This is a genomic window from Cupriavidus sp. BIS7, from assembly GCF_000292345.1.
Lineage (GTDB): Bacteria > Pseudomonadota > Gammaproteobacteria > Burkholderiales > Burkholderiaceae > Cupriavidus.
Window position 1 is genome coordinate 112743 of the sequence record NZ_ALOU01000002.1, and the last position, 18377, is coordinate 131119.

The 18377-nt window shown below is 65.0% G+C and carries 14 protein-coding genes; 3 read left to right on the forward strand and 11 right to left on the reverse strand.

Features of this window, described 5'->3' with window-relative positions; all coding sequences use genetic code 11:
* Positions 1–10 precede the first annotated feature (10 nt).
* The 11 genes from B552_RS0100840 to B552_RS0100895 form a co-directional block, all read right to left on the reverse strand.
* Positions 11–349, reverse strand: a complete 339-nt coding sequence (locus B552_RS0100840; RefSeq protein ID WP_019447093.1) for an FmdB family zinc ribbon protein — start codon at positions 347–349, stop codon at positions 11–13.
* A gap of 222 nt (positions 350–571) precedes the next feature.
* Positions 572–2008 carry a sodium:solute symporter family protein gene (locus B552_RS0100850; RefSeq protein ID WP_019447095.1) on the reverse strand — a complete coding sequence of 479 codons (1437 nt, stop codon included), beginning with the start codon at positions 2006–2008 and terminating at the stop codon, positions 572–574.
* A 295-nt stretch (positions 2009–2303) separates the two neighbouring features.
* Entirely contained in the window at positions 2304–3881 is a 1578-nt protein-coding gene (gene ubiB / locus B552_RS0100855) for a ubiquinone biosynthesis regulatory protein kinase UbiB (RefSeq protein WP_019447096.1), read from the reverse strand.
* A gap of 31 nt (positions 3882–3912) precedes the next feature.
* Positions 3913–4584 (reverse strand): SCP2 sterol-binding domain-containing protein, encoded by a 672-nt coding sequence (locus B552_RS0100860; RefSeq protein ID WP_019447097.1) that lies wholly within the window; start codon positions 4582–4584, stop codon positions 3913–3915.
* A 121-nt stretch (positions 4585–4705) separates the two neighbouring features.
* Entirely contained in the window at positions 4706–5698 is a 993-nt protein-coding gene (locus tag B552_RS0100865; RefSeq protein ID WP_026035165.1) for a Tim44-like domain-containing protein, read from the reverse strand.
* 51 nt (positions 5699–5749) lie between these two features.
* Positions 5750–6481 carry a bifunctional demethylmenaquinone methyltransferase/2-methoxy-6-polyprenyl-1,4-benzoquinol methylase UbiE gene (ubiE, locus tag B552_RS0100870; protein ID WP_019447099.1) on the reverse strand — a complete coding sequence of 244 codons (732 nt, stop codon included), beginning with the start codon at positions 6479–6481 and terminating at the stop codon, positions 5750–5752.
* 26 nt (positions 6482–6507) lie between these two features.
* Entirely contained in the window at positions 6508–6924 is a 417-nt protein-coding gene (locus tag B552_RS0100875) for a DUF971 domain-containing protein (RefSeq protein ID WP_019447100.1), read from the reverse strand.
* 69 nt (positions 6925–6993) lie between these two features.
* Positions 6994–8904 carry an ABC transporter ATP-binding protein/permease gene (locus tag B552_RS0100880; protein ID WP_019447101.1) on the reverse strand — a complete coding sequence of 637 codons (1911 nt, stop codon included), beginning with the start codon at positions 8902–8904 and terminating at the stop codon, positions 6994–6996.
* Between the two features lie 149 nt (positions 8905–9053).
* Complete coding sequence (locus tag B552_RS0100885) at positions 9054–9488, reverse strand: HIT family protein (protein ID WP_026035166.1); 435 nt, start codon at positions 9486–9488, stop codon at positions 9054–9056.
* A 171-nt stretch (positions 9489–9659) separates the two neighbouring features.
* Positions 9660–13634, reverse strand: a complete 3975-nt coding sequence (locus B552_RS0100890; protein WP_019447103.1) for an FAD/FMN-binding oxidoreductase — start codon at positions 13632–13634, stop codon at positions 9660–9662.
* Between the two features lie 180 nt (positions 13635–13814).
* Positions 13815–14393 carry a YqaA family protein gene (locus B552_RS0100895; protein ID WP_019447104.1) on the reverse strand — a complete coding sequence of 193 codons (579 nt, stop codon included), beginning with the start codon at positions 14391–14393 and terminating at the stop codon, positions 13815–13817.
* Positions 14394–14643: 250 nt separating this feature from the next.
* Between B552_RS0100895 and B552_RS0100900 the strand changes: the two genes are divergently transcribed.
* From B552_RS0100900 to B552_RS0100910, 3 genes are read left to right on the forward strand one after another with little or no spacing between them, the layout of a single operon-like run.
* On the forward strand, positions 14644–15132 hold the full coding sequence (locus tag B552_RS0100900; protein ID WP_019447105.1) for a (2Fe-2S)-binding protein: 489 nt from the start codon (positions 14644–14646) through the stop codon (positions 15130–15132).
* A gap of 11 nt (positions 15133–15143) precedes the next feature.
* Entirely contained in the window at positions 15144–17528 is a 2385-nt protein-coding gene (locus B552_RS0100905; RefSeq protein ID WP_019447106.1) for a xanthine dehydrogenase family protein molybdopterin-binding subunit, read from the forward strand.
* A 17-nt stretch (positions 17529–17545) separates the two neighbouring features.
* Entirely contained in the window at positions 17546–18346 is an 801-nt protein-coding gene (locus tag B552_RS0100910) for a xanthine dehydrogenase family protein subunit M (RefSeq protein WP_019447107.1), read from the forward strand.
* Positions 18347–18377: the final 31 nt, after the last annotated feature.

Genomic DNA, 18377 nt, shown 5'->3' on the forward strand with positions numbered 1-18377 from the left:
TGCCTGGGTGTCAGTGGCAAGCGCACGAACCGGCGCAACCACCGGCGGCCGGCGCGGCCGAAGCCGATGCGGTCGACGTTTCGGTGGACGCCGCAGCCGCGGCAGCCGGCGCGGCGGTGCCGGTCGACGTGGCCGGGGCACTGGTGCCGCCGCTGCCGCCGCTGCCGCCGCGGAAGTCCGTGACGTACCAGCCCGAACCCTTGAGCTGGAATCCGGCTGCGGTCAATTGCTTCTTGAAGGTTCCGGCGGCGCCGCAGGATGGGCAGTCCGTGAGCGGGGCATCGCTCATTTTCTGCAGCACATCGCGCCCGTGGCCGCAGGCGTCGCAACGGTAGGCATAAATCGGCATGGTGACTCTTTCGCGGAAATCTGAAACGTAATGCTGGTAGATGGCAGCGCCGCGCCAATTGACAAGAGCGCCGGCGGGGGCGAAACGCGCAAAAAGGGGGCGCGCGACGATGCAAAGCCTTGGATTATAAACCGTTGGCGGGGTGTCTACCGGCAGGAAAAGGGGACATTCGGGGCCGCAAACGTCCGCAAGACGTCCGCAGAAGGCCCCTAAGGCATAAAGTTATGCAATGTGCACTTCACGCACCGGCGGGCGATCACTGATCCATTGCGGCAGCAGCGAGCCGAATACCATGCCGCTCACCGAGAACAGCAGGCCTACCATCTGGGGCGGCACTGCAGCATCTGCGAACGCATATTCACAGGTCAGCCACGAGACCAGACCAAGCAGGATCGCGGCCAGGCCGCCCTGGCGGGTGGCCGGCTTCCAGAACAGCCCGAACGCCAACGGCACGAACGACGACACCAGCGTCACCTTGTACGCGTTCTCGACCATATGGAAGATCGACAGGTGCGAGTTCAGCGCGAACAGCGTGACCAGCGTCGTGAAGACCAGCACCACCGCCTGCATCACGCGCAGGAACTGCTTGTCGGAAAGGTGCCGGAAGTACGGACGCAGGATGTTCTCGGCAAACGTCACCGACGGCGCCAGCAGCGTGGCCGAGGCGCAGCTCTTGATGGCAGAGAGCAGCGCGCCGAAGAACATCACCTGCGCGAACATCGGCGCATGCGTCAGGATCAGTTGCGGCAGGATCAGCTGCGAATCCGAGTTGATGTACTTTTCGACCATTGCCGGGTCGATCAGCGTGGCCGAATAGGCAAGGAACATCGGGATGAACGCGAAGAAGAAGTACAGCACGCCGCCGAGCACCGAGGCACGCCCGGCGATCTGCTCGGTGCGGGAAGACGTGACGCGCTGGAACACGTCCTGCTGCGGGATCGATCCGAGCATCATCGTGAACAGCGCCGCGGCGAAACCGATGATCTGGACCAGATCGAGCGATGGCAGGAATTCGAACTTGCCGGCTGCCGCCGCGTGCGACACCACGGCCGTCACGCCACCGGCCTGGCCGCTTACCTCATAGCCGATATAGAGCATGCCGACCACGATGATGATCATCTGGATGAAGTCGGTCACGGCCACGGACCACATGCCGCCGAACAGCGTGTAGACCAGCACGCTGGCCGCGCCGATCATCATGCCGGCATCCTGCGACAGCGCGCCGTCGGACACCGTATAGAACACCAGCCCGAGCGCCTTGATCTGTGCCGCCACCCAGCCCAGGTACGAGACCACGATACATAACGTGGTCAGCACTTCGGCCACCCGGCCATAGCGGTTGTGATAGTAGTCGCCGATCGTCAGCAGGTTCATCCGGTACAGCGGCCGGGCGAAGAACAGGCCAACGAGGATCAGGCAGAGCGACGAGCCGAAGGGGTCGGAAACCACCCCTGACAGCCCTTCCTTGAGGAACACGGCCGGGATGCCCAGCACGGTTTCGGAGCCGAACCACGTGGCAAACACCGTGGCGGTGACGATATAGAACGGCAGGCTGCGGCCGGCCACGGCGAAGTCGGCGGTGCCCTTGACGCGCAATGCCGCCCACAGGCCGATACCGACCGAGATGATCCAATAGACGATGACGAACCAGATCAGCATGCCGCTGCCCTTATCCCAGAATGGCCAGTAATGCCCTGGCGGCGAGAAACCGAAAGCCGGCCGCACCTGGCACCCTCATGGGTTGGTAAGGCCGGAGTCCAATTCATCGGTCGGGGCCGCGGGCGCCCGGGCGGGCATTTGGCGGTCGTAGCCGAATCAAAACGCGGATTATAGCGACGCAGCATTCCTCGGGCGAAAAAAATTCCCCGGGGGCGGTCAAATCCCCATCTTGGTTCACATAAGTGTTGTATGGGCGGTTACTCCCCTCTTCCGCATGCGGAACAGGGGAGAAACACTACCAGTAGCCTGCCCAGGCAAGTGCCTGCACGATCACGATACCGGCCAGGAATCCGCCCATCAGCAGCAGGGCCGTGGACAGCCGGCGGTTGGTGCGGCGCTGTTCGGCCACGAGCTGGGTCAGCAGCCGCTCCTGCTCGTCGCTGTTCTGCAGCGCGCGGCGCTCCAGGAACTGGTGCGCCAGACGCGGGAAGTCGGGCAGCATCTTGGCCCATAGCGGCGCCTCGACCTTGATCCGCTCCCAAGCGCCCTGCCAGCCCACCTGTTCGTACATCCAGCGTTCCAGGAACGGCTTGGCGGTTTTCCAGAGGTCGAGATCGGGGTCGAGCTGGCGGCCCAGACCTTCGATATTGAGCAGCGTCTTCTGCAACAGCACGAGCTGCGGCTGGATTTCGACGTTGAAGCGGCGCGAAGTCTGGAACAGCCGCATCAGCACCATGCCAAGCGAGATCTCGCGCAGCGGCTTGTCGAAATACGGCTCGCAGCACGCGCGCACGGCAGACTCGAGTTCCTCGACACGGGTCTCGGGCGGCACCCAGCCCGATTCCACGTGAAGCAGCGCCACACGGTGGTAGTCGCGCCGGAAAAAGGCAATGAAGTTCTGCGCCAGGTAGTTTTTGTCGAATTCGGACAGCGCGCCCACGATGCCGAAGTCGAGCGCGATATAGCGGCCAAACGTCTCGGGCTTGACCGAGACCAGGATGTTGCCCGGGTGCATGTCGGCGTGGAAGAAGCCGTCGCGGAACACCTGCGTGAAGAAGATCTCGACGCCCTCTTCCGCCAGCTTGTGCATGTCCACGCCCGCCGCCTTCAGCGATTCGGTACGCGAGATCGGGATGCCGTGCATCCGCTCCATCGTGAACACGTTGCTGGTGCACCAGTCCCAGAACACCTCCGGCACGCACAGCAACTCGCTATCGGCGAAGTTGCGGCGCAACTGGCTGGCATTGGCGGCCTCGATCATCAGGTCGAGTTCGTCATGCAGATACTTGTCAAACTCGGCCACCACCTCGCGAGGCTTGAGCCGCCGGCCATCGACCCAGACCCGTTCAAGCCAGGTAGCCATGTCGCGCATCAGCGCAAGGTCGCTGTCGATCACCGGGAGCATGCCTGGACGCAGCACCTTCACGGCGACTTCGCGGCCATGATTCGGCCCGCCACGCAACGTGGCGAAGTGCACCTGGGCAATCGACGCACTGGCCACGGGTTGGCGCTCGAAATTCTCGAACAGTTGCGTCAACGGCTGCCCCAGCGACTTCTCGACGATCTTCACCGCCACTTCGGAATCGAACGGCGGGACCTGGTCCTGCAGCTTGGCCAGTTCGTCGGCGATATCGGGCGGCATCAGGTCGCGCCGCGTGGACAAAACCTGGCCGAACTTGACGAAGATCGGGCCCAGCGTGGTCAGCGCCAGCCGCAGGCGCTCGCCGCGCGGCTGTTCGAGCTTGCGGCCGATTGTGATGATGCGGACCAGGAACTTGATACGCCGGCTCTTGAAACCGGACAGCACGAGTTCGTCGAGCCCGTAGTACAGGATGACGAAAACGATCTTGCAGAAACGCAGCAGGCGGGTCATGCGGAATATTCAGGAAGCGACATGGGGCAGGTCAGCGATGGGCCGATGGCAGTGCATCCGGGGAACCCGCTCCCGGAGACCGCTCCAGGCGTTCCAGCCGTTTTTCCAGGCGGGCCAGATCGTCGCGCAGCCGTGCCACGTCGTTGCCGAACGCTTCCAGCGCGGTGTGACGCACCAGCGTCGGTTGTTCGTCCAGCAGGTATTCAGTTACGTTGTCTAGCAGGGCACGGCCGACTCGCGTGGCGCTTTCGTGCACCTGGCGCGCGCCGTCGACCACGCGCTGGGCCACGCTGTCGCTGACCGGGCCACCCATCACGCCACGCAGCGCGCGCGACAGATCCTCGGCTGCATCCCAGCGCAGATTGCGCGCGAGAGTCGACACCACATTGGCCAGCTCGGCATCTCCATCGATCCGCACATGACGCATCGCGGCAGCCTGTCCGCCCTCCGCAACATCGGCAACCACCAGCGGCCACTGCTGCAACGGCACGAGCAGTGTCACGGCGGCCGCCTCGGCTTCGGGTGCCTGTTCGATGCCGCCCTGCTCCGTGACCTTGAGGGACAGCGCGAACGCCGCAGCGTCAAAGCGGATCACGCGGCCCGCAAACGGCGCCAGCAGGCTGCAGGCCCATGGCTCCTGTTCGATCAGGTGATTCAGTGCGGCGACGATCGGCGCGGCCAGCGGGGTCGGCAATGCGTTCATGGCGTCAGGGGGTCAGGCAATCTGCCCAAACAAAAAAAGGCCCACGCGTACGTGGGCCTCCATTCTAAGCTACTCGCCCGCCGCTTTATCTGATCCATGCGGCGGCAGGCGCAATTGACGCTCAGGATTCCTGCTGAATACCTGCCAGCAGCCACCCGCCGGCACCGGACGCCGATTTGGCCAGGTTCCAGACTTCGGCGAACGGCTGGGCCGGCTGGCCAACGTTCTCGCGAATCATGCCCGAGAAGCGCACGCTGGCAATGTGCTGCGCCGGCGTTGTCTCGATACCGAGCAACTGAGCCTCCAGCGTGACGACGTCGGTCTTGTTGACCTCATTGCCGCGCTCGGACAGATCCATCTTGATCTCGGCAAACATTTCCGGGGTGGTGAACTCGCGGATGTCGTCGAGATTGCCGGCGTCCCAGGCGGCCTGCAGGCGCACGTAATGGACCTTGGCATTGCGCAGGAACGCTTCGGTGTCGAAGTCGGCCGGCACGCCCCACGGCTGTTGCACGGCCGCGGCTGCCGCGCCGGCTGCCGCGCCACCCATCACGGGGTTGCTGGCCGCCCCGCCGTAGCTGGCCGGCTCAGCCGATCGCAACGAAGGCTCGGCATCGCGCGACATGCCGCCGTAGTTCGGCGCGCTGCCACCCATGCCCGCGTAGGACGGCTGTTGCGAGCGTGCGGAGCCGCCACGGAACTTGCGGATCAACCACACTGCCACGAACGCGATCAGCGCAATCAGGATCAGGTTGGACAGGATGCTGGCCGCCGCGCCACCAAGACCGAAGTGCGAAAGCAGGTAGCCAATGCCCAGGCCGGCTGCCAGGCCGCCGAGCATGCCGCCCCAGTTGCGCTTGGGTGCGGCCGCGGCGCCGGCGGCACCAGCGGCGCCCGCCGTGGCCGGTGCTGCCTGGCCCGGCTGTGCCGGCTGCTGGGCCGGCGGCGTATTTTGCTGCGCCGGCGCCTGCTGACGCTGCTGCGTTACGTTCGACGACTGCTTGCCGACGCTGCGCGAACCGCCCAGGCGCTTGGCGTTCGCGTCGAGCGCCGCCCCGAAGGCCAGTGTCGCGATCAGCGTCATGGCCAGGAATTTTCCACGAAAAGATGACATTATCTGCTATCCCCAGTCATTCTCGGCCAGTCATTGGCCGAATATGGCGAATTAATACTTTCTCCCGACGTGGAGCGCCACTACTCCGCCCGTCAGATTGAAGTATTCGACCTGCTCGAGGCCAGCTTGTTCCATCATGCGTACAAGCAAACCCTGATCCGGATGCATTCTGATCGATTCGGCCAGATACCGATAGCTAGGGGCATCCCCCGCCACGCGCTCGCCTAACCACGGCAAGACCTTGAACGAATAGACATCGTAGAACTTTTCGAGCGGCTTCCAGACCTTCGAGAACTCGAGCACCATGACCTTGCCGCCCGGCTTGACCACGCGGCGCATCTCGGCCAGCGCGGCGTCCTTGTGCGTCATGTTGCGCAGGCCGAATGCCACGGTGACGAGGTCGAAGTAGTTGTCCGGGAACGGGATCTTCTCGGCGTCGCAAAGCGCCACCGGCGTCGCGATGCCCTTGTCGAGCAGGCGGTCGCGGCCCACGCGCAGCATCGATTCATTGATGTCGGTCAGCCAGACTTGGCCCGTGGGGCCGGCCTGTTTCGCGAAGGCCTTGGCCAGATCGCCGGTGCCGCCAGCGATGTCCAGCACCTTCTGGCCCGGGCGCACATTGGCCTGGGCAATCGTGAACACTTTCCAGAGCCGGTGCATGCCACCGGACATCAGGTCGTTCATCACGTCGTACTTGCTGGCCACCGAATGGAAAACGCCAGCCACCTTGCCAGCCTTCTCCGCTTCGTCGACCTTCTCGAACCCGAAGTGGGTTTCGCTCATCTCTCGGACTCCAGAACTCGTTCAAATCAATGGTGATGGCCACAGGCGTGGCCGCCGGCCAGCGCCATCGGCGCATCACGGTCCAGCCCCGCGTCTTCCAGACGCTTCAGGTAATCCGCCCACAGCGCATCCTGCTGGTCGCCCAGCCGGTACAACAGTTCCCACGAATAAATGCCGGTGTCGTGGCCATCGTCGAAGCGGATCAGGATCGCGTAATTGCCCACGGGCTCCACCGCCGCGACGCCAACATCGCGCTTGCCGGTCTGCAGCGTTTCCTGCCCCGGGCCGTGGCCCTGGACTTCGGCGGAAGGCGAGTATACGCGCAACAACTCGAACGGCAGCCGCCAGGTGCGGCCGTTATCGAAGCCGATTTCGAGCACACGCGATTGCGTGTGCACGGTCAGTGCGGTGGGATGAGGGGTATCTTTTTCGAGGCCAGCCATGATGAAGTGCACGACACCGTTCCCGGGCCGCCCTTCGCCACTGGAGCGAGGCCGGCCACGACGGCGCCGTCACGCGTCTTGTACGACCCGATAGCTTACTCCACCGCCCTCCAATTGCCCATCCTGCGGACCGCCCCCGCTTTCGTCCAGGGCGTTGCCAACCGGCAGGTAGCGCAGGCGACGGCCATGGAACGCGGCCACGGTACTGCGGTGCGCAATGCTGACGATCGCCGCGTGCGGCAGCGCCTCCACCATCAGCCGGTACATCTCGCCTTCGGTTTCCTCGTCGAGCGCGCTTGTCGCTTCATCCAGGAACAGGTAGTCCGGCTTCTGCAGCAGCGCGCGCGCAAAGGCCAGCCGCTGCTGCTCGCCCGGCGACAGCCGCAACGACCAGTTGTCGAACACGTCGAGATGCTTGATCAGCATGCCAAGGCGGGCCTGCTGAAGGACGTTGGCCAGCGCATCGCGCGAATGGGCGTTACCGGCGTCTGGATAGGACAACGCGTCTGCAAGCGTGCCGATCGGCAGGTAACTGCGTTGCGGCAGGAACAGCATGCGCTTGTGCGGCACCGTGATGCGGCCCTGGCCATAGGGCCAGATGCCGGCCAGCGCACGGAACAGCACGCTCTTGCCGCAGCCGGAGGGGCCGTTGACGAGCCAGCGCTCGCCCGGCGAAATCGACAGCGAGAATGGCGCCACGAGCGGGCGCTGCCCCGGATGCTTGAGCGGATCGACACCTGCATCATCGGGGCTGAATCCGCCGCGCACGGGCAGCGCCAGGCCCAGGCCCGTGATCGTGATGTTGTTGTCGGTCTTGTCGGAGGCCTGCTCCACCTCGATGTCGCCCGGGCCTTCGTGGGCACGGTCCTGCCGCTCGGCCACGCGCATCGCTTCCTGGAAGTCGATCAGACGGTTCGCGGCGGCCTTCCAGCCAACCAGCGTGGCATAGCTGTCGACGAACCATGACAGTGCGCCCTGCACCTGCCCGAACGCCGAGTTGATCTGCATGAGCCCGCCCAGCGTCAGCTTGCCCGAGAAATAGCGCGGTGCGGCCACCAGCAGCGGGAAGATGATGGCGAACTGGCCATAGCCCGAGTTCACGAATGTCAGGCGCCGCGTATAGCGCATGAGCTGGTTCCAGTTGGCCCGGATCCGTTCGAAGCGTGCGCGCAGGCCGGCCTGCTCGGTCGGCTCGCCGCGATAGAGCGCCACCGGCTCGCTGTTCTCGCGCAGGCGCACCAGCATGAAACGGAAGTTTGCCTCGTACTGTTCCTGCTGGAACGACAGGCCGATCAGCGGCCGCCCGACGAAGTGGGTAATCAGCGAGCCGACTACCGCGTACCCGATCGCGAACCAGACCATATAGCCCGGAACGGTCAGTTCCGACCCGCCGAGCGCAAGACTGATCGGGCCCGATACCACCCACAGGATGCCGATGAACGAGACCAGCGTGACCACCGAGTTGAGCAGGCCCATGGAAAGGGTCAGCGCGCCGTCCGTGAACTGGCGCAGGTCGTCCGCAAGACGCTGGTCGGGGTTGTCGGTCGAGTGGGTCTGCTCGATGCGGTAGTAGGCCTGGTGGCCGAGCCAGCGCTGCATGAACTTGCCGGTCATCCAGGTGCGCCAGCGCATCTGCAGCATCATCTGGTAGTACTGGCGCGAGATCGCCAGCACGATGAAGCAGGCGGCTATCCACGAAAATCGCAACAGCAGGGCCTTGAAGGAAACGAAGTCGCGCTGCTCGATGGCGTTGTAGAACACGCGGTTCCACTCGTTGAGCAGCACGTTGATGTAGACGATGCCCAGGTTCAGCGCCACAACCAGCGTCAGCAGGCCCAGGCCGGCCTTGCGGTCCTCCGAACTCCAGTAAGGCTTGATCAGCGCCCAGGTGGCGGCCAGGCGCAGCCGGCTCTGGTCTTTGAGTGCCTTGGCCGGTACTGCCGGGCCGGGCACGATGACGGATGACGGTGTGGTGGACATGAGGAGCGCCCGGAATGGCCCGCCGCGAAAACCACCGGCAGGCATGTTGTTGTTCGACTGGTGTCAGACGCACCTACGCAACGGTGGGTTCCGCACCAGACTGTCACGGCACTTTACCAAGGTGGCAAGACGCCGTGCCGGGTGGTTGTTCAGTCAGAGGAATCGAGCGCCGAAAGTGCCGCCCGCAGCGCCGGCAGCCGGCCGGCCAGGTCGGCGATGCGCGTCGGGTCGGCCGCCCGCTGAGGCGCGGCCCAGATGGCTTCGGGGAAATGCGTGTCCCAGCGGTAGCGCGGGATGATATGCCAGTGCAGGTGCGGCACCATGTTGCCGAAGGCAGCCAGGTTGACCTTGTCCGGGGCCATCACCTCGCGCACGATCCGCTCCACGCGCGCCACCAGCCGCATCAGCCAGGCCTGGTCGTGCTCGTCCAGATCGGTCAGCTCGGCCACATGGTCGTTCCAGATCACGCGGCAGAAACCGGGAAAGCGGTCGTGCTCGACCAGGATGACGCGTGCGCGGTCGCCCATCCAGACGAGTTCTCCGCCATCGGCTGCGCAGAGGGGGCAGTTGGAGAGTCGGGTCATGGGAGAAAATTAAGATCGTTTTGACTCCCCTCTCCCGCGCGCGGGAGAGGGGTTGGGGGAGAGGGCGCGGCGGTTCTATCCGCGACAAGTCGTAACTGGAACCTCAATACCCTCTCCCCCACCCCTCTCCCATTTCATGGGAGAGGGGAGCGCACATTTACGGGCAGCGGTTTAAACCAACACCCGCTCAATGCCACCCGCATTGGCCTTCGCCACGTACTCCGGCAGCCAGTTTTCGCCAAGCAGATGCTTTGCCATTTCCACGACGATGTAGTCGGCGGTCACCGATGCATCCTCGTTGTAGCGCGACAAACCCTGCAGGCACGACGGGCAGCTTGTCAGGATCTTGACGTCGCCGCCGAAGTTGTCGGCGCGCAGCTTGTCGGCACCCTTGCGCATTTCCTCTTCCTTGCGGAAGCGGACCTGCGTAGAGATATCCGGGCGCGTCACGGCCAGCGTGCCAGATTCACCGCAGCAGCGCTCGTTCTTTTCGATCTTGCCGCCGCCCTGGTTGCCGCCCATCAGGTCGTTGACCAGCTTGGTCGGGTCCATCGTCTTGATCGGCGTGTGGCACGGATCGTGGTACATGTAGCGCGTGCCGGTCACACCCTCAAGCTTCACGCCCTTCTCGAGCAGGTACTCGTGGATGTCGATGATGCGGCAGCCCGGGAAGATCTTGTCGAACTCATACCCGGCGAGCTGGTCGTAGCACGTGCCGCAGCTGACCACCACGGTCTTGATGTCGAGGTAGTTCAGCGTATTGGCCACGCGGTGGAACAGCACGCGGTTGTCGCTGACCATCTTCTCGGCCTTGTCGTACTGGCCGGCGCCGCGCTGCGGGTAGCCGCAGCACAGGTAGCCCGGCGGCAGCACGGTCTGCACGCCCACGTGCCAGAGCATGGCCTGCGTGGCCAGCCCCACCTGCGAAAACAGCCGCTCCGAGCCGCAGCCCGGGAAGTAGAACACGGCTTCCGTTTCGGCCGTGGTCAGCTTCGGGTCGCGGATGATCGGCACGATCTCGTTGTCCTCGATGTCGAGCAGCGCGCGCGCCGTCTTCTTGGGCAGGTTGCCCGGCATCTTCTTGTTGATGAAGTGAATCACCTGCTCCTGCACGGGCGGCTTGCCGACCGTTGCCGGGGGATGCTGGGTCTGCTTCTTCGCGAACTTCTTGAGCAGTTCGTTGCCCAGCCGCTGCGCCTTGTAGCCCCAGCCGATCATGGCCGCACGGGTCATGTTGATCGTCTGCGGGTTGGTCGCGTTCAGGAAGAACATCGACGCGGCAGTGCCCGGGTTGAACTTCTTCTGGCCCATCTTGCGCAGCAGGTTGCGCATGTTCATCGACACGTCGCCGAAGTCGATCTTGACCGGGCAAGGCGTCACGCACTTGTGGCACACCGTGCAGTGGTCGGCCACGTCCGAGAATTCGTCCCAGTGCTTGATCGACACGCCACGGCGCGTCTGCTCTTCGTACAGGAATGCCTCGATCAGCAGCGAGGTTGCCAGGATCTTGTTGCGCGGGCTGTACAGCAGGTTAGCGCGCGGCACATGCGTGGCGCACACGGGCTTGCACTTGCCGCAGCGCAGGCAGTCCTTGACGCTCTCGGCAATCGCGCCGATGTCGCTCTGCTGCATGATGATCGACTCATGCCCCATCAGGCCGAACGACGGCGTGTAGGCATTGCGCAGATCGGCGCCCGGCAGCAGCTTGCCCTTGTTGAAGCGGCCCTGCGGGTCCACGCGCTGCTTGTAGTCGCGGAATTCGGCGATCTCGGACTCGGTCAGGAACTCGAGCTTGGTGATGCCGATGCCATGCTCACCCGAAATGACGCCGTCCAGTGAACGCGCCAGCGTCATGATGCGGGCCACCGCGCGGTGCGCGTCCTGCAGCATGTCGTAGTCGTCCGAGTTCACGGGGATGTTCGTGTGGACGTTGCCGTCACCCGCGTGCATGTGCAGCGCCACGAAAACGCGGCCACGCAGCACCTGCTTGTGGATCTTCTGCGCTTCGTCGAGGATCGGCTTGAATTCGCCGCCATTGAAGATCTTGCGCAGTTCGGCGCGGATCTCGTTCTTCCAGCTTACCCGGATGGTACGGTCCTGCAGCAGGTGGAACACCGAGGCATCGGGCTGCGTCTGCAGGCGCTGTTCGAATGCCGGACCCAGCAGGCCCAGGCCATGCCCGATCAATGCCGCGCGCGCGGTGGCCAGCGGCATGTCCAGGTGGTCCTGCAGATAGCGCCAGCGTCCGCGGATCTCGCGCAGCAGCGTCAGCGCGTGCTGCACGCGGTCTTCCAGCAGTTCGGCGCTCGGAATTTCGTTGGCGTCGTCGCTGCGGCCCAGCGGCAGGTTGCCGCGCGCGAAGAACGCTTCAAGCTCGTCGGTCAGCTTGAGCTTGTTCTTGATCGACAGCTCGATGTTGATGCGTTCGATGCCGTCGGTGTACTCGCCCATGCGCGGCAGCGGGATCACCACGTCTTCGTTGATCTTGAAGGCGTTGGTGTGGCGCGCGATGGCAGCGGTGCGCGAACGGTCGAGCCAGAACTTCTTGCGGGCCTCCGGGCTCACGGCGATAAAGCCTTCGCCGCTCTTGCCGTTGGCCATGCGGATCACTTCCGAGGTGGCGCGGGCCACGGCGTCCTCGTCGTCGCCGACGATATCGCCAATCAGCACCATCTTCGGGAACGCATTGCGCTTGCTCTTGGTGGCATAGCCCACCGCGCGCAGGTAGCGCTCGTCCAGATGCTCAAGACCGGCCAGGATGGCACCGCCCTCGCGCTTCGACTCGCCGTCGAGGTAGTCCTTGATCTCGACGATGCTCGGGATGGCGTCGCGCGGCTGGCCGAAGAACTCCAGGCAGACCGTGCGCATGTGCTTGGGCATGCGATGCAGGATCCAGCGCGCGCTGGTGATGATGCCGTCGCAACCTTCCTTCTGCACGCCAGGCAGGCCGGCCAGGAACTTGTCGGTAACGTCCTTGCCCAGGCCTTCCTTGCGGAACTTGCGGCCTTCGATGGCCAGCGTCTCGGTGCGCAGCACCTTCTCGCCGGGCTTGCGATTGCCGTCCGACCACTTCAGTTCGAACGTGGCCACCGGCACCTCGTGGATCTTGCCGAGGTTGTGGTCCATGCGCGTGATCTCGAGCCAGTTGCCCTCGGGATCGACCATGCGCCACCACGCCAGGTTGTCCAGCGCGGTCCCCCACAGCACGGCCTTCTTGCCGCCCGCGTTCATCGCCACGTTGCCGCCGATGCACGACGCATCGATCGAGGTCGGGTCCACTGCGAACACCAGGCCAGCCTTGTCCGCGGCATCGGCCACGCGGCGCGTGACCACGCCAGCGCCCGAGAAGATCGTCGAGACCTTGCGCGACACGCCGGGCAGGTCGGTCAGTTCGACCTCGCCAAGCTGCTCCAGCTTTTCGGTATTGATGACGGCCGAGAACGGCGTCAGCGGCACGGCGCCGCCGGTATAGCCGGTGCCGCCTCCGCGCGGGATGATGGTCAGGCCAAGCTCGAAGCAGCCCTTGACCAGCCCGGCGATCTCTTCCTCGGTGTCCGGGGTCAGCACCACGAACGGGTACTCGACGCGCCAGTCGGTGGCGTCGGTCACGTGCGAGACGCGCGACAGGCCGTCGAACTTGATGTTGTCGTGCTCCGTAACCTTGCCAAGCACGCGCTGGGCGCGCTTGCGCAGCGCGTATGCGTCGGCGAACTCCTGCTTGAAGTCCTCGATCGCCTGCTTGGCGAACGCCACGAGCTGCTCCACGCGATGCGAGCGGTCCTCGGCGGCCGGTTCGGCATGCTCGGCGCGGTCGGCCGCGCGGCGCTTCTCGATCTCGTTCAACCGGTGGTGCAGCGCGCTGACCAACATCTGGCGGCGCTTGGGGTTCTCGAGCAGGTCGTCCTGCAGGTACGGGTTGCGGCGCACCACCCAGATATCGCCGAGCACCTCGTAGAGCATGCGCGCCGAACGGCCGGTGCGGCGTTCGCCGCGGAGTTCGTCCAGGATGCGCCAGGCTTCCTCGCCCAATAGCCGGATAACGATCTCGCGATCCGAAAATGACGTGTAGTTATAGGGGATCTCACGCAGGCGCGGGGGTGCGTCCTGGGCGGCGAGCTTGGCATCGAGCACGAGTGGGGCGTTCATGGCGGGACCGCTTCCTGCTGCGCACGGGGACGGTGCGCGATTTCGTCATTAAAGGGCAATTGTACTTCAACGCCCATGTTTGCCGCGCTGCAACAACCCCTAAAACCCCCGATAACCCTTGGATTTGTCAGGGATCTCTTCGTTTTCAGGCCATTCGGGGCATGCCGGGGCGATAAAGCCTCAGAACAGCCGATGGAGAAACTGCCCCACGCTGTGCCAGAACGAGTCAGGAATCCACATCAGGCTGCCCGTCATGGCCAGATAGCGCAGGAACTTGCCGATTGCCATATAGCCCACGCTGGGCCAGAACGGCATGCGCAGCCACCCCGCCAAAGTGCACAATGGATCACCAATACCAGGAAGCCACGACACGAGCATCGTGGGCGGCCCCCAGCGGCGCATCCAGCGGAAGTACTTGGCGTCGAGCTTGGGCTTGCTGGCCTTTTTCGGGTGCTCCAGGCGCAGCTCGTGTTCCCGCTCGTGCAGCCGATGCTGGCGCCGCAGCCGGTAGCGCACCAGCGCCAGCTTGGCCGCATACCCCATCCACCAGTCGATGGCGCCGCCAATCGTGTTGCCGAGCGTGGCAACCAGCACGGCCGGCCAGAACATGTCCGGATTGAGCTTGATGTAGCCGAAGACGGCCGGCTCCGAGCCAAGCGGCAACAGCGTGGCCGACACCAGGCTGACCACGAAAATGGCCGGCAACCCCACCGTCGGGAGGGCCAGGGTCTCGAACAGCCAGCTAATGAAGGCTTCCATGCGCTAGGGAACGTAGGGCCGGGACTTGCAGGGGAACCCGCATGGCAGCACCCAATGTTTTGTGATTTACTGAGAGGGCCTGTTGCGTCCAATCGTTCACACGCTTTCGCAAACCGGGCAAACCCGGCAGCACCAATATCACGAAATAGCCGTCTCAACCAAGCGGCAGTACCGCGTCGTGGCTAGTCCCACGCAGTGAATCGGGATTGGCGGAGCTGGCCATGCGCGCACCACCCACATGGAGACAAGCATGGCGATTCCGATCCGCCTGACGGTCAATGGCAAGCCCGTTGACGCCCAGGTCGAACCTCACACCCTTCTGGTCCAGTTCCTGCGCGAACATCTGCGCCTCACCGGCACGCACGTTGGCTGCGACACCGCCCAGTGCGGCGCCTGCACCGTCCATCTGGATGGCCGTGCGGTGAAGTCCTGCAATGTGCTCGCGGTGCAGGTGGACGGCGCCAGCGTGACGACGATCGAAGGCCTGGCCACCGACGGCGAGATGCATCCCGTGCAGCAGGCGTTCCGTGAATGCCATGGCCTGCAATGCGGCTTCTGCACGCCGGGCATGGTGATGGCCGCCACGGCGCTGCTCAAGGAACGCCCGAACGCCGATGCGCAGGCCATTCGCGACCAGCTCGAAGGCAACCTGTGCCGCTGCACCGGCTATCACAACATCGTGCGCGCGGTGCAGCAAGGCCAGGCGGCGATGCATGGCACCACGGCCAGCGCGGAATAAGGAGACCGGCAATGAACGCACCCGACAAGCAGCCGCTGATCGGCTCGCCGGTCCGCCGCAAGGAAGACTACCGATTCCTGACCGGCAACGGCCAGTACACCGACGACGTCGTGCTGCCGCGCCAGAGCTACGGCTATTTCCTGCGCTCGCCGCATGCGCACGCGCGCATCAGATCGATCGACACGGCCGAGGCACTCGCGTCGCCCGGCGTGATCGCCGTGTTGACCGGCGATGACATGGCAGCCGACAAGGTTGGCGGCCTGCCCTGCGGCTGGCTGATCCACAGCATCGACGGCTCGCCGATGAAAGAGCCGCCCCACCCCGCGCTCGCGCACGGCAAAGTGCGCCACGTGGGCGACCAGGTGGCGCTGGTCGTCGCCGAAACGCTGCAGCAGGCGCGCGACGCCTCCGAGAAGATCGACGTCGACTACGAGGAACTGCCGGCCGTGGTCAGCCTGGCCGATGCCGCATCTGCATCGTCACTCGTCCATGACGATGTACCGGCCAACACCAGCTACGTGTGGGGCCACGGCGACAAGGCTGCCACCGACGCCGCGTTCGCCAAGGCGGCGCACGTGACCACGCTGGAGATCGTCAACAACCGGCTGATCCCGAATGCGATCGAGCCGCGCGCGGTCAACGCAAGTTACACGCGCCAGGACGACAGCTACACGGTCTACGTGGCCAACCAGAACCCTCACGTCGAACGGCTGCTGATGGGCGCGTTCGTGCTGGGCCTGCCCGAGTCGCGGCTGCGCATCATCGCGCCGGACGTTGGCGGCGGCTTCGGCTCGAAGATCTTCCTGTATCCGGAAGACGTGGCGCTGACCTGGGCCTCGAAGAAGGTGGGCCGGCCGATCAAGTGGACCGCCGAACGCTCCGAGTCGTTCCTGACCGATGCCCATGGCCGCGATCACGTCACCAAGGCCGAACTCGCGCTCGACGCTGACGGCAAGTTCCTGGCCATGCGCGTGCACACGATCGCCAACATGGGCGCGTACCTGTCCACGTTTGCCAGCAGCGTGCCGACAATCCTCTACGCAACACTGCTGGCCGGCCAGTACACCACGCCTGCTATCTACGCCGAGGTCAAGGCGGTGTTCACCAATACATCGCCCGTCGATGCCTATCGCGGCGCGGGACGCCCCGAGGCCACCTACGTCGTCGAGCGGCTGGTGGAAGCGGCCGCGCGCGAGACCAACGTCGATCCGGCCACGCTGCGCCGCAAGAACTTCATTCGCAGCTTCCCGTATGCGACCCCGGTCGGACTGACCTACGACACCGGCGACTACGAGCCTTGCCTGGCGCGTGCCGAGGAACTGGCCGATGTGGCGGGCTTCCCGGCCCGGCGTGAAGCCGCGAAGCAGCGCGGCAAGCTGCGCGGGCTTGGCTACTCGTGCTACATCGAGGCGTGCGGGCTGGCGCCGTCGAATATCGCCGGGGCACTGGGCGCGCGTGCGGGGCTATTCGAGGTTGGCGAAATCCGCGTGCATCCGACCGGCACGGTCACGGTGTTCACCGGGTCGCACAGCCACGGGCAAGGCCACGAAACCACGTTCGCGCAGATCGTGGCGGACCGCCTTGGCATCGCACTGGACGCCGTGGAGATCGTGCATGGCGACACGGGCCGCGTGCCGTTCGGCATGGGCACCTATGGCTCGCGCTCGCTCGCCGTGGGCGGCTCGGCCATCATGAAGGCGCTCGACAAGATCGAGGCCAAGGCCAAGAAGATCGCCGCGCACCTGCTGGAGGCGTCCGACGCCGACATCGAGTTCAAGGACGGCGTGTTCAGCGTGGCCGGCACCGATCGCACCAAGACGTTCGGCGAGGTGGCGCTGACCGCCTACGTGCCGCACAACTACCCGCTGGACAAGCTCGAACCGGGCCTGAACGAGAACGCGTTCTACGATCCGACGAACTTCACCTATCCGTCCGGCGCGTACATCTGTGAAGTCGAGGTCGACCCCGACACCGGCGAATCGCAGGTCATCAAGTTCACCGCCGTGGATGACTTCGGCAACGTGATCAACCCGATGATCGTCGAAGGCCAGGTGCATGGCGGCATCGGCCAGGGCCTGGGCCAGGCGATGCTCGAACAGTGCATCTACGATCCGGAAAGCGGCCAGTTGCTGACCGGCTCCTACATGGACTACGCGATGCCGCGCGCAGGGGACCTGCCCGATTTCACCGTGGAGACATCCAGCGGCACGCCGTGCACGCACAACCCGCTCGGCGTGAAAGGCTGCGGCGAGGCCGGCGCCATCGGGTCGCCGCCCGCGTTCATCAATGCCATGGTCGATGCGTTGTCGCCGCTTGGCGTACACGATCTGCAGATGCCTGCCACCCCGCACCGCGTGTGGCAGGCCATCCAGGCCGCGCAATCCAGCGCCGCGTAACCACGGGAGAGCACAACATGTATGCATTCCAGTACGAACGCGCCACGGATGCCAAGGCCGCCGTGGCCAAGCTGAAAGCCGATGGCGACGCCAAGTTCCTGGGGGGCGGGCAAAGCCTGCTGGCCGCGATGAAGCTGCGTCTGGCAGCACCGTCAACGCTGGTGGACGTGTCGCGCATCCCGGGCATGGTGGGGATTCAAGTAGAAGGCGACGAGCTGGTGATCGGCGCGGCAACGCGCCATGCCGATGTGGCGGCCAACCCCGACGTCATGCGCCGCATTCCGGCGCTGGCGGCGCTGGCCAACGGCATCGGCGACCGGCAGGTGCGCGCGATGGGGACGATCGGCGGGTCGCTTGCCAACGACGACCCCGCGGCGGACTATCCCGCCGCGGTGCTCGGCCTGAACGCGACGGTCGTCACCGACCGCCGCACAATCGCCGCGGACGACTTCTTCAAAGGGCTCTATGAAACGGCGCTGGAACCAGACGAGCTGATCACGGCGGTGCGCTTCCCCTCGCCCGATCAGGCCGCCTACATCAAGTTCCGCAACCCGGCCTCGCGCTTCGCGCTGGTTGGCGTGATGGTCGCGCGCACCGGCAAGACCGTGCGCGTGGCCGTTACCGGCGCTGCCGATAGCGTGTTCCGCGCCCCGGCGCTGGAACAGGCGCTGGTGGCCAGCTTCACGCCGGCTGCCGCCCGCGCGGTGAAGATGGACCCGTCCGGCCTCAACGCGGACCTGCATGCGTCAGCGGAGTATCGCGCGCACCTGATTCCGGTACTGGCGTCGCGGGCCGTTGAGCAGGCGCTGAAGGGGTAGCAATACGCTCTGGTTGCTCCCCTCTCCCGCG